This window comes from Actinomadura hibisca NBRC 15177, from assembly GCF_001552635.1.
Classification (GTDB): domain Bacteria; phylum Actinomycetota; class Actinomycetes; order Streptosporangiales; family Streptosporangiaceae; genus Spirillospora; species Spirillospora hibisca.
Genome location: NZ_BCRO01000093.1, coordinates 1 through 21,375 on the forward strand (window position 1 = coordinate 1; position 21,375 = coordinate 21,375).

The 21,375-nt window shown below is 73.0% G+C and carries 19 protein-coding genes; 11 read left to right on the forward strand and 8 right to left on the reverse strand.

From position 1 onward, the window contains the following. Positions 1-432 precede the first annotated feature (432 nt). Complete coding sequence (locus tag AH6_RS34480) at positions 433-2,607, forward strand: RelA/SpoT family protein (protein WP_067488725.1); 2,175 nt, start codon at positions 433-435, stop codon at positions 2,605-2,607. Between the two features lie 60 nt (positions 2,608-2,667). On the opposite strand, the gene aspS is transcribed toward AH6_RS34480, so the two are convergent. From aspS to AH6_RS34495, 3 genes are read right to left on the reverse strand one after another with little or no spacing between them, the layout of a single operon-like run. Next, positions 2,668-4,434: an aspartate--tRNA ligase gene (aspS, locus tag AH6_RS34485; RefSeq protein ID WP_067488634.1), complete on the reverse strand. Its 1,767-nt coding sequence runs from the start codon at positions 4,432-4,434 to the stop codon at positions 2,668-2,670. Further along, positions 4,431-5,699 (reverse strand): histidine--tRNA ligase, encoded by a 1,269-nt coding sequence (gene hisS / locus AH6_RS34490; protein WP_067488636.1) that lies wholly within the window; start codon positions 5,697-5,699, stop codon positions 4,431-4,433. The genes aspS and hisS overlap by 4 nt, the downstream gene beginning before the upstream one ends. Before the next feature lie 12 nt (positions 5,700-5,711). Next, positions 5,712-6,407, reverse strand: coding sequence for an MBL fold metallo-hydrolase (locus tag AH6_RS34495; protein ID WP_067488638.1), 696 nt, complete (start codon positions 6,405-6,407; stop codon positions 5,712-5,714). Between the two features lie 251 nt (positions 6,408-6,658). Here AH6_RS34495 and AH6_RS34500 point away from each other — a divergent pair, with 251 nt between their 5' ends. Beyond that, a complete protein-coding gene (locus AH6_RS34500) occupies positions 6,659-7,483 on the forward strand; it encodes a peptidylprolyl isomerase (RefSeq protein WP_067488639.1) in 825 nt (274 codons plus the stop codon). Positions 7,484-7,556: 73 nt separating this feature from the next. Then, the gene (locus AH6_RS34505) at positions 7,557-8,792 is read left to right on the forward strand and encodes a DUF349 domain-containing protein (protein ID WP_067488640.1); all 1,236 of its coding nucleotides are present in this window, start codon (positions 7,557-7,559) and stop codon (positions 8,790-8,792) included. Between the two features lie 38 nt (positions 8,793-8,830). Here the strand turns inward: AH6_RS34505 and AH6_RS34510 are convergent, their stop codons facing one another. The 4 genes from AH6_RS34510 to AH6_RS44895 form a co-directional block, all read right to left on the reverse strand. Further along, positions 8,831-9,394: a TIGR03086 family metal-binding protein gene (locus AH6_RS34510; RefSeq protein WP_067488641.1), complete on the reverse strand. Its 564-nt coding sequence runs from the start codon at positions 9,392-9,394 to the stop codon at positions 8,831-8,833. Positions 9,395-9,469: 75 nt separating this feature from the next. Beyond that, positions 9,470-10,150, reverse strand: a complete 681-nt coding sequence (locus AH6_RS34515; protein ID WP_067488642.1) for a DUF305 domain-containing protein — start codon at positions 10,148-10,150, stop codon at positions 9,470-9,472. Beyond that, a complete protein-coding gene (locus AH6_RS34520; RefSeq protein WP_067488643.1) occupies positions 10,147-10,752 on the reverse strand; it encodes a thioredoxin-like domain-containing protein in 606 nt (201 codons plus the stop codon). The genes AH6_RS34515 and AH6_RS34520 overlap by 4 nt, the downstream gene beginning before the upstream one ends. A 63-nt stretch (positions 10,753-10,815) precedes the next feature. Next, the gene (locus AH6_RS44895) at positions 10,816-11,298 is read right to left on the reverse strand and encodes a hypothetical protein (protein ID WP_067488645.1); all 483 of its coding nucleotides are present in this window, start codon (positions 11,296-11,298) and stop codon (positions 10,816-10,818) included. Between the two features lie 171 nt (positions 11,299-11,469). Between AH6_RS44895 and AH6_RS44900 the strand changes: the two genes are divergently transcribed. The 8 genes from AH6_RS44900 (at position 11,470) to AH6_RS34565 (ending at position 19,982) form a co-directional block, all read left to right on the forward strand. After that, entirely contained in the window at positions 11,470-12,264 is a 795-nt protein-coding gene (locus AH6_RS44900; protein ID WP_067488647.1) for a phosphatase PAP2 family protein, read from the forward strand. 182 nt (positions 12,265-12,446) lie between these two features. Next, positions 12,447-13,715, forward strand: a complete 1,269-nt coding sequence (locus tag AH6_RS34535) for a replication-associated recombination protein A (protein WP_245679602.1) — start codon at positions 12,447-12,449, stop codon at positions 13,713-13,715. Between the two features lie 323 nt (positions 13,716-14,038). Further along, on the forward strand, positions 14,039-14,467 hold the full coding sequence (locus AH6_RS34540) for a DUF948 domain-containing protein (protein WP_067488649.1): 429 nt from the start codon (positions 14,039-14,041) through the stop codon (positions 14,465-14,467). Continuing rightward, on the forward strand, positions 14,464-14,781 hold the full coding sequence (locus tag AH6_RS34545; protein ID WP_067488651.1) for a hypothetical protein: 318 nt from the start codon (positions 14,464-14,466) through the stop codon (positions 14,779-14,781). The genes AH6_RS34540 and AH6_RS34545 overlap by 4 nt, the downstream gene beginning before the upstream one ends. Before the next feature lie 2 nt (positions 14,782-14,783). Next, positions 14,784-17,453, forward strand: coding sequence for an alanine--tRNA ligase (gene alaS, locus AH6_RS34550; RefSeq protein ID WP_067488654.1), 2,670 nt, complete (start codon positions 14,784-14,786; stop codon positions 17,451-17,453). Between the two features lie 31 nt (positions 17,454-17,484). After that, positions 17,485-17,946, forward strand: a complete 462-nt coding sequence (ruvX, locus tag AH6_RS34555; RefSeq protein ID WP_067488656.1) for a Holliday junction resolvase RuvX — start codon at positions 17,485-17,487, stop codon at positions 17,944-17,946. Then, positions 17,943-19,124 carry an endolytic transglycosylase MltG gene (gene mltG / locus AH6_RS34560; RefSeq protein WP_067488658.1) on the forward strand — a complete coding sequence of 394 codons (1,182 nt, stop codon included), beginning with the start codon at positions 17,943-17,945 and terminating at the stop codon, positions 19,122-19,124. The genes ruvX and mltG overlap by 4 nt, the downstream gene beginning before the upstream one ends. Before the next feature lie 30 nt (positions 19,125-19,154). After that, entirely contained in the window at positions 19,155-19,982 is an 828-nt protein-coding gene (locus AH6_RS34565) for a shikimate dehydrogenase (RefSeq protein WP_067488659.1), read from the forward strand. Between the two features lie 22 nt (positions 19,983-20,004). Here AH6_RS34565 and AH6_RS34570 read toward each other — a convergent pair whose 3' ends face one another. Next, positions 20,005-21,348, reverse strand: coding sequence for a prenyltransferase/squalene oxidase repeat-containing protein (locus AH6_RS34570; RefSeq protein WP_067488662.1), 1,344 nt, complete (start codon positions 21,346-21,348; stop codon positions 20,005-20,007). Between the last annotated feature and the right edge of the window lie 27 nt (positions 21,349-21,375).

Consider the following 21,375-nt stretch of genomic DNA (forward strand, 5'->3'; position numbering starts at 1 on the left):
GCTCCGCCCGCCGCGCCGCCCGCCGGGCCGGTCCGGGACGCCGCGAGCGGCCCGGACGCCGCCGAGCGCCCGCCCGCCGAAGCCCCGGCCCTTGCCGACCGACCGGAGGCCGCCGAGCAGGCTTCCGGGCAGCCCGCCGAGCCTTCTGGGCAGCCCGCCGAGCGCGCCGGAGCCTCTGAGGCGACGGCACCCGGGGCACCCGGGGAGCGGCCCGCCGTTCCCGAGCAGGTGACCACCGGGGGCGAGGGCGGGAGCGGAGCCGCCGAGCAGAGCCCCGCCAGGACCGCCGACAAAACCGCCGACCAAGCCGGGGGCGAGCCGGACGCCGACCGGCCCGAGGCCCCCGCCCGGCCCACGCCGGCCACCATCCCACCGTCCGCCGCCCGGGTGCGCCGCAGGCTCGCCCGGCTGGGGGCCCAGCGCGGACCCACCATGAACCCGGTACTCGAACCACTGATCAAGACGGTCCGCAACACCCATCCCAAGGCGGACCTGCGGCTCATCGAGCGCGCCTACGACGTCGCCGCGCACTACCACCGCCACCAGAAGCGCAAGAGCGGCGACCCCTACATCACCCACCCGCTGGCCGTGGCGACCATCCTCGGCGAGCTGGGCATGAACACCGAGACGCTCTGCGCGGCGCTGCTGCACGACACCGTCGAGGACACCGACTACACGCTGGAGGAGCTGCGCGGCGACTTCGGCGACGAGATCGCCGCGCTGGTCGACGGCGTCACCAAGCTCGACAAGGTGAAGTACGGCGACGCGGCCGAGGCCGAGACCGTGCGCAAGATGGTCGTGGCGATGTCGCGCGACATCCGCGTCCTGGTGATCAAGCTCGCCGACCGGCTGCACAACATGCGCACGCTGCGCTACATGCCGCGGCACAAGCAGGAGAAGAAGGCCCGCGAGACGCTGGAGGTGTTCGCGCCGCTGGCCCACCGCCTCGGCATGAACACCCTGAAGTGGGAGCTGGAGGACCTGGCGTTCGCCACCCTCTACCCCAAGCGCTTCGACGAGATCGCCCGGCTGGTCACCGAGCGGGCCCCGCGCCGCGACATCTTCCTCCAGGAAGTGATCGAGAACGTGTCGGCCGACCTGCGCGAGTCGCGGATCAAGGCCACCGTCACCGGCCGCCCCAAGCACTACTACTCCATCTACCAGAAGATGATCGCGCGGGACGTGTCCTTCGACGACATCTACGACCTGGTCGGCATCCGGGTCCTGGTGGACAGCGTCCGCGACTGCTACGCCGCCCTCGGCACCATCCACGCGCGGTGGAACCCGGTCCCCGGCCGGTTCAAGGACTACATCGCGATGCCGAAGTTCAACATGTACCAGTCGCTGCACACCACCGTGATCGGCCCCGAGGGCAAGCCGGTGGAGCTGCAGATCCGCACCTGGGGCATGCACCGGCGGGCCGAGTACGGCGTGGCCGCGCACTGGAAGTACAAGGAGGAGACCCTCGCCGGGCGCAAGGCGGGGGACATGCAGTGGCTCCGGCAGCTGCTGGACTGGCAGAAGGAGACCGCCGACCCGGCCGAGTTCCTGGAGTCGTTGCGCTTCGACCTGTCGGTGTCGGAGGTGTTCGTCTTCACGCCCAAGGGCGACGTGATGGCGCTGCCGCAGGGCGCGACGCCGGTCGACTTCGCCTACGCGATCCACACCGAGGTCGGGCACCGCACGATCGGCGCGCGGGTCAACGGGCGGCTGGTGCCGCTGGAGTCCACCCTCGACAACGGCGACGCGGTGGAGATCTTCACCTCCAAGTCGCCGGACGCCGGGCCGAGCCGCGACTGGCTGAACTTCGTCAAGAGCGCCCGCGCCCGCAACAAGATCCGGCACTGGTTCTCCAAGGAGCGCCGCGACACCGCGATCGAGTCCGGCAAGGACTCCATCGCGCGCGCGATGCGCAAGCAGAACATGCCGCTGCAGCGCATGATGTCGGGGGAGGCGCTGCTGGCGCTGGCCCGCGACATGCGCTACCCCGACGTGTCGTCGTTGTACGCGGCGGTCGGCGAGAACCAGGTGTCGGCGCAGACGGTCGTGCAGCGCCTGGTGGACGCCCTCGGCGGCGTGGAGAGCGCCGAGGAGGACCTCGCCGAGATCGCGCTGCCGACGCGGCGCAAGCGCAACCGCCCCTCCACCGACCCCGGCGTGGTGGTGGCGGGCGACCCCGACGTGTGGGTGCGGCTGTCGCGATGTTGCACGCCGGTGCCCGGCGACGACATCGTCGGGTTCGTCACGCGCGGGCACGGGGTGTCGGTGCACCGCGCCGACTGCTCCAACGTGGCCCAGCTCAAGGAGGAGCCGGACCGGCTGATCGACGTCAAGTGGTCGCCGGGCGAGGACTCGGTGTTCCTGGTGGCGATCCAGGTCGAGGCGCTGGACCGGCCGCGGCTGCTGTCGGACGTCACGCGGGTGTTGTCGGACCAGCACGTCAACATCCTGTCGGCGTCGGTGACCACCACCCGCGACCGCGTCGCGGTGAGCCGCTTCACCTTCGAGATGGGCGACCCCAAGCACCTGGGGCACGTCCTGAAGGCCGTGCGGTCCATCGACGGCGTGTACGACGTCTACCGCGTCACCAGCGGCACCAACCGCTGATCCGCGCACACGAAGAAGGGCCGGTCCGCTCGGACCGGCCCTTCGCCGTGCTCAGAGGGGTCAGACGGAGGCGGGCTCCCCGGCGTCCTCGTCCGGGACGAAGTCGATCCCGGCCTCCTTGCGCTGCTGCTCGGTGATCGTCGTCGGCGCGGCCGTCAGCGGGTCGTAGCCGGAGGCGGCCTTCGGGAAGGCGATCACGTCGCGGATGGAGTCCTCGCCGGCCAGCAGCATGACCGTGCGGTCCCAGCCGAAGGCGATGCCGCCGTGCGGCGGCGGGCCGAACTTGAACGCCTCCAGCAGGAACCCGAACTGCGACTCGGCCTCCTGCTTGGACAGCCCCAGCACGTCGAACACCCGCTGCTGCATCTCGGCGCGGTGGATACGGATCGAGCCGCCGCCGATCTCGTTGCCGTTGCAGACGATGTCGTAGGCGTTGGCGAGGGCCGAGCCCGGGTCGGACACGAAGGTGTCGGCGTACTCGGGCTTGGGCGCGGTGAACGGGTGGTGCACCGCCGTCCAGCCGATCTGCTCGCCCTTGTCGTTCTCGACCGGCTCGAACACCGGCGCGTCCACGACCCAGCAGAACGCCCACGCGTTCTTGTCGATCAGCTCGCAGCGACGGCCGATCTCCAGCCGGGCCGCGCCCAGCAGCTCGCGGGTGGAGTGCGGCTTGCCCGCGCCGAAGAACACCGCGTCGCCCGGCTTGGCGCCGACCTTGCCTGCCAGCCCGGCCTTCTCCTCGTCGGACAGGTTCTTGGCGACCGGGCCGCCCAGCGCGCCGTCCTCCTGGACCAGCACGTAGGCGAGGCCGCGCGCGCCGCGCGCCTTGGCCCAGTCCTGCCAGCCGTCCAGCTCCTTGCGGGTCTGGGACGCGCCGCCCGGCATGACCACCGCACCCACGTAGGGGGCCTGGAACACCCGGAAGGAGGTGCCCGCGAAGTACTCGGTCATGTCGGTCAGCTCGTTGCCGAACCGCAGGTCGGGCTTGTCGGAGCCGTAGCGAGCCATGGCGTCGGCGTAGGTGATGTGGGGGATCTCGCCGATCTCGTGGTCGAGGATCTCCTTCCACAACGCGCGCACGATGGCCTCGCCGACCGCCAGGACGTCGTCCTGCTCGGCGAACGACATCTCGACGTCGATCTGGGTGAACTCCGGCTGCCGGTCGGCGCGGAAGTCCTCGTCGCGGTAGCAGCGGGCGATCTGGTAGTACCGCTCCAGCCCGCCGACCATCAGAAGCTGCTTGAACAGCTGCGGGGACTGCGGCAGCGCGTACCAGTGGCCCGGCTTGAGCCGCACCGGGACCAGGAAGTCGCGGGCGCCCTCGGGCGTGGAGCGGGTCAGCGTCGGGGTCTCGACGTTGACGAAGCCGTGCTCGTCCAGCACCCGGTTGACGATCTGCGCGCCCGTGGAGCGGATGCGCATCGCCTTGGCGACCGGCTCGCGGCGCATGTCGAGGTACCGGTACTTGAGCCGGATCTCCTCGTTGACGTTGACGTCGCCCTCGATGGGGAACGGCAGCGGCGCCGACTCCGACAACACCTCGATCTCGGTGGCGGCCACCTCGATCTCGCCGGTGGGCAGCTCGGGGTTCTCGTTGCCCTCGGGCCGCACCCGGACCTCGCCGGTGATCTTGACGCAGTACTCGGCGCGCAGGTCGTGGGCGGTGTCCTCCTCGCGGAAGACGACCTGGGCGGAGCCGGAGGCGTCGCGCAGGTCGATGAAGGTGACGCCCCCGTGGTCGCGGCGGCGCGCGACCCAGCCGGCCAGCGTCACCTGCTGACCGGCGTGCTCCCTGCGGAGCGTCCCCGCCTCGTGCGAGCGGATCATCGTGACAGCCTTTCCTTCAACGTGGCGGTGAGTTCGGTGAGCGGGACGGCGTCCTGGTCGCCGCTGCCCAGATCCTTGACCTGGGCCTCCCCGGCGGCGAGGTCCCGGTCGCCCAGGATGACGGCGTACCGCGCGCCGGACCGGTCGGCGTCCTTCATGGCGCCCTTCAGCTTCTTGCCGCCGAAGGCCATGTCGGCCGCGATCCCGGCCGCGCGCAGCTCGGCCACCAGCGAGAAGACCCGGCGCTCGGCGGCCTCGCCCAGCGCCACCCCGAACGCCTGGCAGCGGGGCTTGGCGGCGAACGCCGCGCCCTCGGCCTCCAGCGCCAGGACGGTGCGGTCCAGGCCGAGGCCGAAGCCGATGCCCGGCAGCGGCGGGCCGCCGATGTCCTCCGACAGCCCGTCGTAGCGGCCGCCGCCGCCGATGCCGGACTGGGCGCCCAGCAGCGGGTGGTCGAACTCGTAGGTGGTGCGGGTGTAGTAGTCCAGCCCGCGCACCAGCGTCGGGGTGTCCTCCCAGGCGACGCCGAGGTCGGCCAGCAGCTCGCGGACCCGGTCGTGGTGGGCCTTGCAGTCGCCGCACAGGTGGTCGGCCATCAGCGGGGCCCCGGCGACCTGCTCGCGGACCTTGGGGCGCTTGTCGTCCAGCACCCGCAGCGGGTTGATCTCGATGCGGGCGCGGGTGGCGTCGTCCAGGTCGAGGCCGCGCAGGAACTCCTGGAGCAGGGCCCGGTAGGCCGGACGGCACTCCTTGCAGCCCAGCGAGTTCAGCAGCAGCCGCACCTGCGTGAGGCCGAGGCTCTTGTACCAGTTCGCCGCGATGGCGATGGTCTCGGCGTCGACCTGCGGGTCCTCGCTGCCGATCGCCTCCAGGTCGAGCTGGTAGAACTGCCGGTACCGGCCGGCCTGCGGCTGCTCGGCGCGGAACGCCGGGCCGCTGGTCCACACCTTCACCGGCAGCCCGCCCTGCTTGTGCAGGTTGTGCTCCAGCACCGAGCGCAGCACGGTGGCGGTGAACTCCGGGCGCAACGTCAGCGAGCGGCCGCCGCGGTCCTCGAAGGTGTACATCTCCTTGGACACCACGTCGGTGGACTCGCCGACCCCGCGCTTGAACAGGTTGGTGTCCTCGAAGACCGCCAGCTCCAGGTAGCCGTACCCGGCGAGCCGGGCCTGCTCGGCGAACGCCTCGCGGATGGCGTAGAACAGGTCCGCCTGCGGCGGCGCGTACTCCTTGACCCCCTTGGGGGCCTGAAAGCTCGAACTCATGATCTTTTAGGCTCAGAATCCCTTGTCAGGCCCGTCCTGGGGAGCCAGCTCCGCCAGGAAGGGGTTGGTGCCGCGCTCGCGGCCGATGGTGGTCTGCGGGCCGTGGCCGGGCAGCACGGCGGTCTGGTCCGGCATCGTCAGGCACACCCGCGCCAGGCTGGCAAGGATCTGCTCGTACGAGCCGCCGGGCAGGTCGGTGCGGCCGATCGACCCGGCGAACAGCAGGTCCCCGGTGAACATCACGTCGGGCACCTCGCCGGCCGGCGGGGTCCGGAAGGTCACCGAGCCCGGCGTGTGGCCGGGCGCGTGGTCGACGGTGAAGTCCAGGCCCGCCAGCGTGATCGCCTGGCCGTCGGTCAGCTCCTGCACGTCGTCCGGCTCGGCCAGCGTGATCCCGCCGAACAGCTGCTGGCCCGCCTGGAGCGACAGCCCCTTGGCCGGATCGGTCAGCAGGTCGCGGTCGTCGGGATGGATGTAGGCCGGGACGTCCTTGGCGCCGCACACCGGCGCGACCGACCACACGTGGTCGATGTGGCCGTGGGTGAGCAGCACCGCGACCGGCTTCAGCCGGTGCTCGCGCAGGATCTCGTCGATCCCGGCCTCGGCGTCCTGGCCCGGATCGATGATCACGCACTCCTCGCCCGCGGCGGGCGCCACCACGTAGCAGTTGGCGGCGAACGAACCAGCGGGGAACCCGGCGACGAGCACGGTCGTCCTTCCTGAAGACCTTCTTGGAGAGTCTCGCGTCCTGCGGCCGGGCGTCCCCGGGCGCGCGCGATGCCTCCGAGGGTACCGGCGTGGCCGTGGCCACCGCGAACGAGATGGCCCGATCGCCGTGTCGGCGGCATCCGGGCCGTTCGGGGCGGGGCGGCGGCCGTGCCGGGCCAGCGGCGCGCGGGCTCCCACGGCCCGCTACTATGCGCTGCACGTTCACCAGATCACGGCGGAGAGGCGGGCACGTGGCGGCCAAGGACCGCAAGAAGCAGTTGGCTCGGCAGCGCTATGAGCGCCAGGAGCAGCGGCGGCAGGCGGAGGCCGCCCGCGCCCGCCGCTTGAAGATCGTCGGCTCGGTGGCCGCGGTCGCGGTGATCGCCGGTGCCGGGGCGGGCGTCGCCGCCGCGGTGGGCGGCAAGGACGACGGCGACAAGGCGTCCGAGGCGGGAGCCGACGCCTCGGCGACCCCGCAGGCCAAGGCCAAGCCGGGGGAGTGCGCCTACACCGCCGCGAGCGAGCCGGGCGCCCCCAAGGGCCTGGGCACCCCGCCCGTCAAGCCCGCCTACCAGGGCACGGTCAAGGCGACGATCAAGACCAGCCAGGGCGACATCGGCCTGACGCTGGACGGCGCCAAGGCCCCCTGCGCGGTCAACTCGTTCGCGTTCCTGGCCAAGAAGGACTTCTGGAACAAGACCCACTGCCACCGGCTGTCCACCAGCGAGGGCCTGAAGATGCTCCAGTGCGGCGACCCCACCGGCAAGGGCTCCGGCGGCCCCGGGTACCAGTTCGACAACGAGAACACCGAGGGCGCCAAGTACGGCAAGGGCACCCTGGCGATGGCCAACGCGGGCCAGTCCCCGACCGGGGGCGGCACCAACGGCAGCCAGTTCTTCCTGGTGTACGGCGACTCGCAGCTCTCGCCGGACTACACGGTCTTCGGCGAGATCACCTCGGGGCTCGACAAGCTGGAGGCCGTCGCCAAGGCGGGCATCGACAAGCCGGGCCAGGACGGCACCGGCGAGCCGAAGAAGAAGGTCACGATCCAGGACGTCGCGATCGCCGGGAAATAGGCGAACGGGATACTAAGGTGTGGAGGGTCCGGTGGGTGTGAGCACGGCCGGGTCCGCGATACAGGAGGCAAGCGTGTCCAGCGCGACCGATCCTTGGGGCCGGGTGGACGAAGACGGCACCGTCTACGTGAAGACGTCGGACGGTGAACGCGTCGTGGGGTCCTGGCAGGCGGGCGCCCCCGAGGAGGCCCTGGCGTACTTCAAGCGCAAGTACGACTCGCTGGCCACCGAGATCGGGCTGCTCGAACAGCGGGTCAAGACCACCGACCTGCAGCCGCAGCAGGCCCAGCAGAGCATCGCGCGGCTGCGCGAGCAGGTCACCGACGCGCACGCGGTCGGCGACCTGGAGTCGCTGGTCCGGCGGCTGGACGCGCTGACCGAGCTGGTCGGGCAGCGCCGCGAGCAGGTCAAGGCCCAGCGCGAGCACGCCCGGCACGAGGCGCGCGAGGTCAAGGAGCGCATCGTCGCCGAGGCCGAGCGCATCGCGGCCGAGGAGACGCACTGGAAGAACGGCGGCGAGCGGCTGCGCCAGCTGGTCGAGGAGTGGAAGGCCGCCGACCGCATCGACCGGCCCACCGAGACCGCGCTGTGGAAGCGCCTGTCGTCGGCCCGCAACGCCTTCACCAAGCGCCGCAAGGCCTACTTCGCGACGCTGGACGACCAGCGCGAGGAGGCCCGCAAGGACAAGGAGCGCCTGGTCGCCGAGGCCGAGGCGCTGGCGGGCTCCACCGACTGGGGCGACACCGCCGCCGCCTACCGCGACCTCATGCGCCGCTGGAAGCTGGCCGGCCGCGCCTCCCGGGACGTGGAGGAGGACCTGTGGACCCGCTTCAAGGGCGCCCAGGACACCTTCTTCGCCGCGCGCGGCGCCGCGTTCGCCGAGCGCGACGCCGAGTTCCAGGGCAACGCCGAGGTCAAGGAGCAGATCCTGGCCGAGGCCGAGAAGCTGCTGCCGGTCCGCGACGTGCGCGCCGCCCGCCAGGCGCTGCGCTCGGTCCAGGAGCGCTGGGAGGCGGCGGGCATGGTGCCGCGCGACCAGCGCGACCGGCTGGAGGGGCGGCTCCGCAAGATCGAGGAGACGATCCGGGGCGCCGAGGAGCAGGAGTGGCGGCGCACCAACCCCGAGGCCCGCGCCCGCGCCGAGGCCACCGTGGCGCAGCTGCGCAACTCGATCGAGCAGCTGGAGAAGCGGCTGGACAAGGCCCGTACCGCCGGGCGCGACAAGGACGTCCGCGACGCCGAGGAGGCCCTGACGGCCCGCCGCGCGTGGCTGGAGGAGGCCGAGCGCACGCTCGCCGAGTTCTCCTGACGTTCTTCTGGAACGCCTCCTGGGCCGGGCCTTGGAAGCTACGCGGTCCGGCCGAGGAAGGCCAGTAGCCGGGTCTGCTCGTCGGCGCCGCGCGGCGGCCGCAGGGCGGTCCCGAGCCGCCCGTCGCCGCGCAGCGCGGCGGCCACCACCTGCGCGGTCGCGAACGCGTGGTGCACCAGGTCGGGGTCCAGCCGGGCGGGCTGCCCGGTGGCCCGCGCCAGGTCCCAGGTGTGCACCAGCGGCTCCAGGATGTAGCCGCCCAGGTAGTCGCCCAGCGGCAGGTCGCCCAGCGCGCCGAACGGGATGGGGCGGCGCAGCGCGGCCGGGGTGAGGGCGGCGGCGCACTCCTTACGCGCCGCCCGCCAGGCCGTCAGCGGGTCCCCGGCGCAGAACCGGGCCGGGTCGGCGGTGACGTCGGGCTCCGGCTCGCCGGTGGCCAGCGCCAGCACCAGGTGCTGCCCGCCGATGACGTGCCCGGCCACCTCCAGCGCGGTCCACCCGGCGCACGGCGACGGCGCGTCCCAGCCGTCCGGCGGGACGTCCGCCACCCTGCGCTCGAACAGATCCAGTGCCCGCCGGTAGCCGCTGAGTTCCTGAGCCATGGCGCCCAGTGACCCGCGATCGGCCCGCGCTGTCAAGCGCTATGGGAAAGATCGACCGCGGGCCGCCGGACCGCCTCAGCCGGTGGTGGCGCCGCGTTCCCGCAACATCCGCTCCATCAGGTCGATCTCCGAGCGCTGCCCGTCCACCATGGTCCGCGCCAGCCGCCGCACCTGCTCGTCGCCCGCCAGCGTCAGCGCGGCCTGCGCCATCTGGACCCCGGCCCGGTGGTGCACGATCATCAGCTGCAGGAAGCGCACCTCGGCGGCCCGCCCGGACAGCCGCTCCAGCTCGGCGAGCTGCTCGCGGGTCGCCATGCCGGGCATCGTGAAGGCCCCGCCCCCGGCGGCCCCGCCGGGGTGGCCGGGGTGCCCGGCCATCCAGCGCATCGTGCCCGCCGGGTCGGTCTTGGGCGCGCCCCAGCGGTCCAGCCAGGCGGTCATCATGCCGATCTGCGACTGCTGGGTGGTGGCGATGTCGAACGCCAGCGTCCGCACGGCCTCGTCGCGGGTGCGGTCGCGGACGGTGAACGCCATCCGCACCGCCTGGGAGTGGTGGGTGCTCATGTCCCGCGCGAACCCGGCCTCGGGGCCGTCGGGGCCGGGCTCGCCCGACCGCAGCGCGGCCAGCCCCGCGAAGGCCGCGGCGGCCACCAGGACCAGCACCGCGAGGACGGCGGTGACCCGCCGCCCGCGCGGTGCCGGACGGCGGTCCGCCGCGTCCTCCGTGAGGTCGGCCGCAGGGGCGTCCTGCGTCACGCGGCGTCCTTCGCGCCGGTGCAGGCCGCGCCCGGCTCGGGCGTCTGCGGGCCCTTCACGTAGGCGCGCAGGAACGCGTCGACGCGCGGGTCGCCGGCGTCCTGCACCTTGACCTGCTTGCCCCACGCCGACAGCACGATCGGGGCGTCCAGGCCGGGGTAGGGGCTCATCAGCGAGTAGTCGGTCGCCTTGACCTTCGCGCCCAGCGCGGCCACCTGCGCGGCGTCCAGGCCGGGCCGGTAGGTGATCCACACCGCGCCGTGCTCCATGGAGTGCACGGCGTTCTCGTTGCGCAGCGGCCGGTCGTAGACGCGGGCGTCGCAGTTCTGCCACATCGGGTCGTGCGAGCCGCCCATCGGCGGGGCGGTGTCGTAGGTGACGGCGTCGGTGGTGTGCTCGCGGCTCAGGTCGTCCTTCTGGACCAGGCCCGCGATCGAGCCGCCGCCGTCGGCCGAGGACGGCCGCGACTGGAGGAAGGCGAAACCGATGGCGACGGCGGCCACCAGGCCGATGACGCCGAAGAAAATGATGCCGCCCCAGGGCACCTGGCGCTGGGTCAGGGCGTTGCGCTGCTGCGCGCGGTTACGAGCGCTCTTGGACATTCTTATCCCCTTGTGGGTGCTTTTAGGTGATGACGGAGGTGTTCGGACTGAACGGCCGGTCCATCACAACCTGAGCACCTGCAGGGCACTGAGGGACGGCGGCGCGGGCGTCGTCGACGCCGACGGCCCGACGAGCCAGCCCAGCCGGGGCGGCAACCGCAGCAGCGTGCGGCGGGAAGGGGCGACCAGGGCCAGCACCATCAGCGACAGCAGCACCGCCAGGCACAGGCAGGCGTGCGCCGGGTCGAGCGGGGCCCGGTCGGCGGGCGCGATCGCCTGGGCGAGGTCCGGGACCGCCAGGTGTGCCAGCGGGCTGTGGCCCGCCGCATGGGCGGCCTCGTGGCCCGAGGCGGAGCCGGTGAGCAGGGCGGGCGCGGTCGGGGCGGCGGGGACACCGGCGTCGTGCGCGGTGCAGAGCCGCAGCGCCGGGGCGTGTCCCAGGCCGTAGCTGAAGACCAGCCCGCCCACCAGGAACAGCGCGATGAGCAGGCCCGCGAGCCCATGGCGCTGCCGGTGGTGCCGCCTGAGTGCGCCGATCCCCGTCATGGCCCCGCTGTCACCTCCTCGTTCCCATCGCTTGACCCAGCGCCGTCCCGGTCACCCGAGAGCAACGCCGCGACCCGGCCGGGGGTTCCCGGTCCGGCTCGGTCTCGCGACGGAGCGCGGACCATCCTCGCGGACCAGGCTTTACCGAAGATTACCGTCGAGGATGGACGCATGTGGAGCACCTTCGCGAGCCTCTGGCGCGCCCGGACGGCCAGGGCGCTCGCGGCGGCGGCCCTCCAGGCGGCGCTGATGGCGGCCCTATTGGGAGCCTACGGATATGCGCGGCACCTGGTGGACGGCCGTTTCGACACCGCCTTCGAGCACGCCCGGTTCCTGTGGAACTTCGAACGCGAGCTGGGCCTGCCTGACGAAGCCGCCTTACAGCGCGCCGCCCTGGACTGGAGCCTCCGCTGGGTATGGCCCGCCAACCAGTACTACGTGCGGGTCCACTTCCCCGCCTCGATCCTGTTCATGATCTGGGTCTACCTGCGGCACCGCCGCGCCTGGCCGCGCATCCGGGCCGCGATCCCGCTGTCGGCGGCCCTCGCGCTGGTGATCCACGCCCTGTACCCGCTGGCCCCGCCCCGTCTACTGCCCTCACCCGACATGGGGGACATGATGATGTTGGACCTGATGACCGTCTACGGGCCCAGCGCCTACGCCACCGAGCCCGGCGAGGGCATGGCCAACCAGTTCGCCGCGATGCCGTCGTTGCACGTCGGCTGGGCGGTGCTGATCGCCTGGGGGATCATCCGCTACGGCCGCACCCGGTGGCGCTACCTGGCGGTGCTGCACCCCGTGGTGACGCTGCTGGTGGTCGTGCTGACCGCCAACCACTACTGGCTGGACGGCGCGGTCGGCGTCGCGGTGGTCGTGGTGGCGCTGGTGGCGACCTTCTGGCTGGAGCGTCCCCCGGCTCCGGCGCGGCCGGAAATGTCGGTCCCCCGAGATAGTGTCGGAGCGTGACCAGTGTGGGACCGGGCCAGCCGGAGGGCCTCTTCGACGACCCGGCGCAGGAGCGGCCCGACGAGCGCGACGCGCCCGCCGGACCGGGTGACGGAGCAGCGGAGGCAGCCTCCTCCGCAGCGGGCGGCCGCACGGGCGCAGGCGCGTCCCCGAACGGCGCCGAACAACCCCTGGCGGTGCGGATGCGGCCCCGCGGCCTGGACGAGGTCGTCGGGCAGGCCCACCTGCTGGGCCCCGGCACCCCCATCCGGCAACTGGTCGACCGCGACGTCCCCATGTCGCTGGTGCTCTGGGGCCCGCCCGGCACCGGCAAGACCACCCTCGCCACCGTGGTCAGCCAGGCCACCCAGCGCCGCTTCGTGGAAGTCTCGGCCGTCAGCGATGGCGTCAAGCGCGTCCGCGCCGAGATCGACCTCGCCCGCCGCGAGCTCGGCATGTCCGGCCGCCAGACCGTGCTGTTCGTCGACGAGGTGCACCGCTTCAACAAGGCCCAGCAGGACGCGCTGCTGCCCGCCGTGGAGAACCGCTGGGTCTCCTTCATCGGCGCCACCACCGAGAACCCCTTCTTCTCGGTGATCAGCCCGCTGCTGTCGCGCTCGTTGCTGCTCACCCTGGAGCCCCTCGGCGAGGACGACCTGCGCGAGGTGGTCCGCCGCGCGCTCGCCGACGAGCGCGGCCTGGGCGGCGCGGTCACCCTCGACCCGGCCGCCGAGGACCACCTGATCCGGCTCGCCGGCGGCGACGCCCGCCGTGCCCTCACCTACCTGGAGGCCGCCGCCCTGGTGGTGGCCGACGGCGAGGTCATAGACGCCGACGTGCTGGAGCGCGCCGTCGACCGCGCCGCGGTCCGCTACGACCGCGAGGGCGACCAGCACTACGACGTCATCAGCGCCTTCATCAAGAGCATCCGCGGCAGCGACGCCGACGCCGCGCTGCACTACCTGGCCCGCATGATCGAGGCGGGCGAGGACCCCCGCTTCATCGCCCGGCGGCTGATCGTGCACGCCAGCGAGGACGTCGGCATGGCCGACCCCACCGCGCTCCAGACCGCCGTCGCCGCCGCCCAGGCGGTGGAGTTCGTCGGCCTGCCCGAGGCCCGCATCAACCTCGCCCAGGCGGTCATCCACCTGTCGCTGGCGCCCAAGTCCAACGCGGTGATCATGGCGGTGGACGGCGCGCTGGGCGACGTGCGCAAGGGCCTGGCCGGGCCGGTGCCCGGCCACCTGCGTGACGCGCATTACAAGGGCGCGGCGCGCATCGGGCACGGCGAGGGGTACAAGTACGCCCATGACCACCCCGGCGGCGTGGTGCGCCAGCAGTACGCGCCCGACGCGGTCCACGGCCGCGAGTACTACCGGCCCACCCGGCACGGCGCCGAGGGGCGCTTCTCGGAGGTGCTGGCCCGCATCCGCTCGGTGCTGCGCGGCGACCCCGGCGACCGCCGGGGCTGACCGGCCGCACGCGTGCCGGGGCGCGTGTGCCCCAGCCGTTCCCGGCCTTGACCCGCACGGCGTCCCGCCCGATGGTCCCGCCATCGGCGGCCCCGTCCCGGTAGCCTGCCCCCGGAGATCCCGGGCCCGGCCCGGGGGCTCCCGCGCCTCGCACGGCCGTGACCGGCGCTCGCGGTAGGGTCTGTCACCACGGTGCGGGCCGCCGTGGGCAGCACAACCTCAGCGGCCGGCCCACCCGCGGTCCGACCGCACGCAGCCCGACCACAACCAGCCGACACGCACGCAGCCGACAGACGTAGCCGACACAGCGAACGGAAGCCCTGATGCTCACTGGTGGACAGCTCGCAGGTCTCATCGTGGCCGTGTTCTGGGCGGTACTGGTCTCCTTCCTCGCCTACACCCTTCTCAAACTCGCCCGTCTGCTCGGCGAGGCCGCCGAGATGGTGCGCGACGTCGGGGAGCAGGCCGGCCCCCTGCTGAAGGACATGACCCGCACGGTCCGGCGCGCCGACGAGCAGCTCGGCCGCACCGACGTGATCACCAAGCAGGTCGGCGCCGTCACCCAGAACGTGTCGGCGGTGACCACCGTGATGACCTCGGTGGTCGGCGGCCCGCTGGTCAAGGCCGCGGCCTTCTCCTACGGGGTCCGCAAGGCCCTCGGCAACCGCGACGGCGGCGGCTCGGACGGCGGTCCGGCCGGGGGCGACCGCCCCCAGCTGGCGGCCCGGTCCGGCGGTAAGGGGCGCAGGTGAGAAGATTGTTCTGGCTCTCGGTGGGCGCCGGCGCCGGCGTCTACGCCACCCACCGCGTCAAGCGGAAGGTGGAGCGCGTCGTGCAGGCGTGGTCCCCGGAGGGCGTCGCCGCGCGCGCGGTGACCGCCGGGCAGTCCACCGGGGCGCGGCTGCGCGGCTTCGCCGCCGACGTGCGCGTGGAGATGCACGCGCGCGAGGCCGAGCTGCGCGAGGCGGTCCGCATGGACCAGGCCCCGCCCGAGTCCGACGGCGCCCGGCGCCGGGTCCTGCGGGGCCGCTACACCATCATCGACGACGACAAGGATGGCCACTGATCATGGAGTCGGCAGAGGTCGCGCGCCGCTTCCTCAAGTACTTCGAGCAGCGCGGGCACACCGTGATGCCCTCGGCCAGCCTGATCGCCGAGGACCCGACCCTGCTGCTGGTCCCCGCCGGGATGGTGCCGTTCAAGCCCTACTTCCTCGGCCAGCGGACGCCGCCGGCGCCCCGGATGACCAGCGCGCAGAAGTGCGTGCGCACGCCGGACATCGAGGAGGTCGGCAAGACCACCCGGCACGCCACGTTCTTCCAGATGCTGGGCAACTTCTCCCTCGGGGACTACTTCAAGGAGCAGGCGATCCCGTTCGCGTGGGAGCTGCTCACCGCCCCCGTCGCCGACGGCGGGTTCGGGTTCCCCGAAGAGAAGTTGTGGGTCACCGTCTACCACGACGACGACGAGGCCCACGACATCTGGCACACCAAGGTCGGCGTGCCCGAGGGCCGCATCCAGCGCCGCGGCCTCGCCGACAACTACTGGCACATGGGCGTGCCCGGCCCCGGCGGCCCCTGCTCGGAGATCTACTACGACCGCGGGCCCGAGTACGGCGACGAGGGCGGCCCGGTGGCCGACGAGGACCGGTACCTGGAGGTCTGGAACCTCGTCTTCATGCAGAAGCAGCTGGGCGCGGTCCGCTCCAAGGTGGACTTCGACGTCACCGGCGACCTGCCCGCCAAGAACATCGACACCGGCATGGGCCTGGAGCGCATGGCCGCGATCCTCCAGGGCGTCGACAACATCTACGAGACCGACACCCTGTGGAAGGTCCTGGAGCGCGCCGCCGAGCTGACCGGCACCCGCTACGGCCGCGACCTGCGGAACGACGTGTCGCTGCGCGTGGTCGCCGACCACGTGCGCAGCGGCACGATGATGGTCGCCGACGGCATCCGCCCCGGCAACGAGGGTCGCGGCTACGTGCTGCGCCGCATCCTGCGCCGCTCCATCCGCAACCTGCGGCTGCTCGGCGGGCAGGAGGCCGGGCTCATGCACGAGCTGACCGCCGCCGCGATCTCGGCGATGGGCGAGCAGTACACCGACCTGGTGCGCACCGCCGCCAACATCCACACCGTGATCGACGCCGAGGAGGAGTCCTTCCTCCAGACGTTGCGCACCGGCACCGCGATCTTCGACACCGCGGCCGCCGAGGCCAAGCGGTCGGGCGGCGCGGCGCTGGCGGGCGACCAGGCGTTCAAGCTGCACGACACCTACGGCTTCCCCATCGACCTCACGCTGGAGATGGCCCAGGAGCAGGGCCTGGAGGTCGACGAGGCCGGGTTCCGCCGGCTGATGAAGGAGCAGCGCGACCGCGCCAAGAAGGACGCCCAGGACAAGAAGACCGGCAACCTCGACGTCTCGGTCCTGGACGAGCTGCTCAACGCCTCCGGCGGCAAGGTCGACTTCATCGGCTACAACAACGTGGTCGCCGAGGCGCGGCTGGCGGGCCTGCTGGTCAACGGCGCCAACGTCCAGGCCGCCGGCGAGGGCGCCGAGGTCGAGGTCGTGCTCGACCGCACCCCCTTCTACGCCGAGGGCGGCGGCCAGCTCGCCGACCAGGGCCTGATCAAGCTCGGCAACGGCGCGGTCGTGGTGGTGGAGGACGTGCAGTCGCCGCTGCCCGGCCTGGTGGTGCACCGGGGCCGCGTCCGGCAGGGCGAGGTCCAGGTCGGCGACACCGCCTACGCCGAGATCGACGTCGAGCGGCGGCGCGCCATCTCCCGCTCGCACTCGGCCACCCACATGGTGCACGCCGGGTTCCGGCGCGCGCTCGGCGAGTCGGCCGCCCAGGCCGGGTCGGAGAACTCGCCCGGCCGCTTCCGCTTCGACTTCACCGCCGCCGGCGCCGTGCCGATCAGCGTGCTGCGCGACGTCGAGGACGAGGTCAACGAGGTCCTGATCAACGACCTGGACGTGCGGGCCTTCCACACCTCCATCGACGAGGCTCGCGCCATGGGCGCGCTCGCGCTGTTCGGCGAGAAGTACGGCGACGAGGTCCGCGTCGTGGAGATCGGCGACTACTCCCGCGAGTTGTGCGGCGGCACCCATGTCGCGAGCTCGGGGCAGCTCGGCCTGGTCAAGGTGCTGGGCGAGTCGTCCATCGGCGCCGGGGTGCGCCGGGTGGAGGCGCTGGTCGGCATCGACGCCTTCCGGTTCCTGGCCAAGGAGAACGTGCTGGTCGCCCAGCTCGCCGAGCAGATGAAGACCCGCAAGGAGGAGCTGCCCGAGCGCGTCGCGGGCGTCGTCTCCCGGCTGCGCGAGGCCGAGCGGGAGCTGGAGCGGCTGCGCTCCCAGCAGGTCCTCGCCATCGCCGCGTCGCTGGCCGACGGCGCCAAGGACGTGGGCGGCGTGGCGTTCGTGGGGCACCGCGCCCCCGACGGCACCGGCGCCGACGACCTGCGCAAGCTCGCCGTCGACGTGCGCGGCCGCCTCCAGGCCCGCCCGGCCGTGGTGATGGTCGCGGGCGCGCCCAAGGACCGTCCCGTCGTGGTCATCGCCGTCACCGAGGGCGCGCGCGAGCGCGGCCTGAAGGCCGGCAAGCTGGTCGGCCTCGCCGCCAAGACCCTCGGCGGCGGCGGAGGCGGCAAGGACGACCTGGCCCAGGGCGGAGGTGCGGACGCCGGAGCGATCGGCGACGCGCTGGCCGCCGTCGAACGAGCCGTAGGGGCCGCGTGAGCGACCAGCCCGCCGTGAGCGGAGCGCAAACATGAGGCAGGGAATCCGGCTCGGGGTCGATGTGGGCAGCGTCCGCATCGGCGTGGCCCGCAGCGACCCCGGCGGGATCCTCGCCTCGCCCCTGGAGACCGTGAAGAGCGGCAAAGGGGACATCGACCGCCTCGCGGCGCTGGTCGCCGAGCATGAGGCCGTCGAGGTGATCGTGGGCCTGCCCACCTCGCTGTCGGGCCGTGAGGGCCCGGCGGCGGCGGCCGCGCGCAGGTTCGCGAACTGGCTGGCCGACCGGCTTCCCCCGGAGACGTCGGTCCGGCTGTACGACGAAAGGCTCACCACCGTCACGGCCGAGAGCGGCCTGCGCGCCGGGGGAGTCCACGGCCAGGCCCGTCGCCGGGTCGTCGATCAGGCCGCCGCGGCGGTCCTGCTTCAGGCGGCCCTGGACGGGGAACGGTTGACGGGACGGCCCCCAGGCGAGATCGTCCGGGGAAGCGCATGAACGATTTGGACCTTTTCTCAGATCCCTACGGTCGCGACGGCCAGCCGGTGGACGGTCCGCCGGGCCGCCGCGGGCAGCGCACCGCGCGCAAGAAGCAGCGCAAGCGCAAACGCAAGAACAGCGCCGTGGTGTTCTTCTCGCTGGCCATCCTGGTCGCGGTGCTGGGCACCGGGGGCGTGCTGGGCTACGCCTTCCTGGACAACCGGATGAACCCGCCCGACTACGAGGGCCAGGGCGCCGGGCACGTCACCGTCCAGGTCAAGGAGGGCGACCTCGGCGGCACCATCGCCGCCACCCTGCAGAAGCACGACGTGATCAAGAGCGTGCGGGCCTTCATGAAGGTCTACGCCAACGAGCCCGACGCCAGCAAGATCCAGCCGGGCTACTACCAGATGCGGCTGCGCATGTCGTCCAAGGCGGCGATGGCCCACCTGCTGGACTCCAAGTCCCGCTCGGGCAACCAGATCATCATCTCCGAGGGGCTGCGCGCCACCGAGGTGTTCGCCAGGCTGTCGCAGAAGACCGGCATCCCGGCCAAGGACTTCGTGGCGGCGTCGCGCAACCCCAGGGCGCTCGGGCTGCCGTCGTGGGCGAAGGCGCCCGCCGGCGCCCTCAACCAGGTCGAGGGCTACCTGTTCCCGGGCCGCTACGACCTGAACCCGAACGCGACGGCGGCGCAGATCCTCAAGCAGATGGTGGCCCGCTTCAACCAGGAGGCCGAGCGGCTGGACCTGGTCAACGCCTCGCGCGAGGTCGACATGCGGCCCGAGCAGGTGATCACCATGGCGAGCCTGATCCAGGCCGAGGGCGGCAAGCCCCAGGACCTGCCCAAGATCGCGCGGGTGGTGCTCAACCGCTTCAAGATCGGGTGGCCGCTGGCGTTCGACACCTCGGTGTTGTACTTCCTGAACAAGCGCACGCTGGACGTGCGCTTCAAGGAGACCGAGACCGAGCACCCCTACAACACCTACCGGCACAAGGGGCTCACGCCGGGGCCGATCAGCAACCCCGGCGAGGCGGCGATCAAGGCGGTGCTGAAGCCGGCCAGCGGCGGGTGGATGTACTTCGTGGCCACCGACCCGCACCGCAAGATCACCAAGTTCGCGGAGACGAAGGCGGAGTTCGACCAGCTCGTCGCCGAGTTCCGCCAGTGGCAGCGCAAGAACCCGGGCAACTGATCCGGTGGGGACGACCATGACCGGACGAGCATGACCGCGCGGGCCGCGGTGCTGGGCTCGCCGATCGTCCACTCGTTGTCGCCGGTGCTGCACCGGGCGGCGTACGCCGCGCTGGGGCTGGACGGCTGGTCCTACACCGCGCACGAGTGCGGCGAGGACGGGCTGGCCGGTTTCCTGGCGGGGCTCGACGCCTCCTGGGCGGGCCTGTCGTTGACGATGCCGCTCAAGCGGGTCGCGCTCGACCTCGCCGACACGGTGTCAGACCTCGCGGTCGCGGTCGGCGGGGCTAACACGATCGTATTGCGCGACGGTCGGCGGCACGCCGACAACACCGACGTGCACGGCATTGTGACGGCGCTGACCGAGGCGAGCCTGGCCGCGCCCGCCTCGGCGCTGGTCCTGGGCGGGGGCGCGACGGCCGCCTCGGCGCTGGCGGCGCTGGCGGAGCTGGGCCTGACCGAGGTGGGGCTCGCGGTGCGCGAGCCGTCCCGGGCCGCCGAGACGGTGGCGGTGGGCGAGCGGTTCGGGTTGAAGGTGCCGGTAGGCACGCTCGACCGGGTGCCCGTGATGCCACCGGTCGAGTTGGTCGTGTCCACGCTGCCGGGCACGGCCGCCGACACGTTCGCCGAGCCGGTGGCCGCGTCGGGGGCGGCGCTGTTCGACGTGGTGTACGCGCCGTGGCCGACGACGCTGGCGGCGGCAGTACAGGACGCGGGCGGAACCGTGGTCGGTGGTTTCGAGATGTTGCTGCACCAGGCGGTGCGGCAGGTGACGCTGATGACCGGCCGCGCCGACGTGCCGGTGGCGGCGATGCGCGCCGCTGGGGAAGCCGAACTGGCCCGCCGCGCCGCCGCCTGACCCGCCCGTCCTCGCGGCGGGGTCAGTGCGGAGCCGGTGGCGGCACCGGGGGAGGCGCGGGCGGGGTCTGCGCGCGGCGGCGTTTCATCGCCTCGTGCACGGTGGTCATCACCATCGGCAGGATCACGCTGAGCCAGAAGTCGCGCCATCCCCACGTCCGGGTCGCCACGCCGCCCATGCTGGCGACGGCGACCAGGCCCAGGGCGAGCGCCGCCCAGTGCCGCAGCAGCAGCCGGACGGGCGCGCGGCCGGGCCGTCCCGGCAGCAGGTCCGCCAGCGGCAGGTCGCGGGCGTGCGCCTGCTGCACCACGATCGCGTCGGGCAGCCAGTGCAGCACGTCCCGGCCGCGCGCCAGCGGGGCGCGGGCCGTCGCGAGCAGGCCCTCCATCCGCCACCACAACATCCACAGCGAGGAGCGGCCGTCGCCGGGACGGCCGTTGCGGCGCGGGTCGGTGACCGTGTCGCCGACCAGGGCCTGCAGGAGCCGCCCGACCAGCGGGCCGGGCACCCCGCGCGGGTCGCGCAGCAGCGCCGCCAGCGCGACCGGCAGCCCGTGGTGCCACAACGCCAGCCGCCAGACCGGCTCGACGCCGGGCCCGAACGGCGACACGTCGTAGGTCTCGATCCAGGCGTGCCGGTCGGCCGGGTCCACCCGCCCGCGCAACCAGTCGTAGGCGGCCAGCAGCCGTTCGTCGTTGCGCTCGGGGTCGGCCTCGGCCAGCGTCACCAGCACGAACGCGGTGTGCGTCACGGTCGGCGCCGCGCTGGGCGTGGGCCCCCACGCGGGCCGGTTCACGCTGCGGTCGGCCGTCAGCCACTCGACGCCGCGCCGCACCGCGTCGTCGTGCGGGTCGAGCCGCACCAGCGCGCGCAGCGCCAGGCAGGTCAGCCACACCCGCGACGGGCAGCCCAGCAGCGAGCCCCAGCCGCCGTCGGGGTTCTGGTTGCGCAGCAGCCAGGCGTGCCCGCGCCGCAGGTCGGGCGCGCCGGCGCGCAGGCCGCAGCGGGCCCCGGACAGGAACCGCACGATCCAGGCGGTGGCCTCCACGACCGGGATGCCGAGGCTGGTCTTGGTCGCCCAGCCGCCGTCGCGCAGCGGGTCGGCCGAGGACTCCTGCCGCGCGGCCAGGAACGCCAGGCCGTCGTCGAAGTGCTCGAACGGCCGCCCGGTCTCGGTGAAGGCGAGCAGCCCCAGGGCGGTCGCGGTCGCGCCCGGCTCGGGCCGCGACAGCTCGTGGTACCAGCCGCCGCCCGCGCCGAGGTCGGGCGCGTAGGTCCCGCGCAGCACCTCCAGCGCCTCGTCCAGGCGGGCGGTGAGCGCGGCCATGTCGAGCGCGGCGACCGGGGAGCTGTGCTGGGGGTTCACGATGCTGACCTTTCACCCGGTATGTGC

Excerpts from the sequence above, each read along its gene's own strand:
- AH6_RS34535 (WP_245679602.1), top strand. The coding sequence starts at position 12,447 with ATGCGGCCCCGCGGCCTGGACGAGGTCGTCGGGCAGGCCCACCTGCTG.
- AH6_RS34480 (WP_067488725.1), top strand. The coding sequence starts at position 433 with ATGAACCCGGTACTCGAACCACTGATCAAGACGGTCCGCAACACCCAT.
- AH6_RS34540 (WP_067488649.1), top strand. The coding sequence starts at position 14,039 with ATGCTCACTGGTGGACAGCTCGCAGGTCTCATCGTGGCCGTGTTCTGG.
- AH6_RS34510 (WP_067488641.1), bottom strand. The coding sequence starts at position 9,394 with ATGGCTCAGGAACTCAGCGGCTACCGGCGGGCACTGGATCTGTTCGAG.
- AH6_RS34520 (WP_067488643.1), bottom strand. The coding sequence starts at position 10,752 with ATGTCCAAGAGCGCTCGTAACCGCGCGCAGCAGCGCAACGCCCTGACC.
- ruvX (WP_067488656.1), top strand. The coding sequence starts at position 17,485 with ATGAGGCAGGGAATCCGGCTCGGGGTCGATGTGGGCAGCGTCCGCATC.
- aspS (WP_067488634.1), bottom strand. The coding sequence starts at position 4,434 with ATGATCCGCTCGCACGAGGCGGGGACGCTCCGCAGGGAGCACGCCGGT.
- AH6_RS34565 (WP_067488659.1), top strand. The coding sequence starts at position 19,155 with ATGACCGCGCGGGCCGCGGTGCTGGGCTCGCCGATCGTCCACTCGTTG.
- alaS (WP_067488654.1), top strand. The coding sequence starts at position 14,784 with ATGGAGTCGGCAGAGGTCGCGCGCCGCTTCCTCAAGTACTTCGAGCAG.
- AH6_RS44895 (WP_067488645.1), bottom strand. The coding sequence starts at position 11,298 with ATGACGGGGATCGGCGCACTCAGGCGGCACCACCGGCAGCGCCATGGG.
- AH6_RS44900 (WP_067488647.1), top strand. The coding sequence starts at position 11,470 with ATGTGGAGCACCTTCGCGAGCCTCTGGCGCGCCCGGACGGCCAGGGCG.
- hisS (WP_067488636.1), bottom strand. The coding sequence starts at position 5,699 with ATGAGTTCGAGCTTTCAGGCCCCCAAGGGGGTCAAGGAGTACGCGCCG.
- mltG (WP_067488658.1), top strand. The coding sequence starts at position 17,943 with ATGAACGATTTGGACCTTTTCTCAGATCCCTACGGTCGCGACGGCCAG.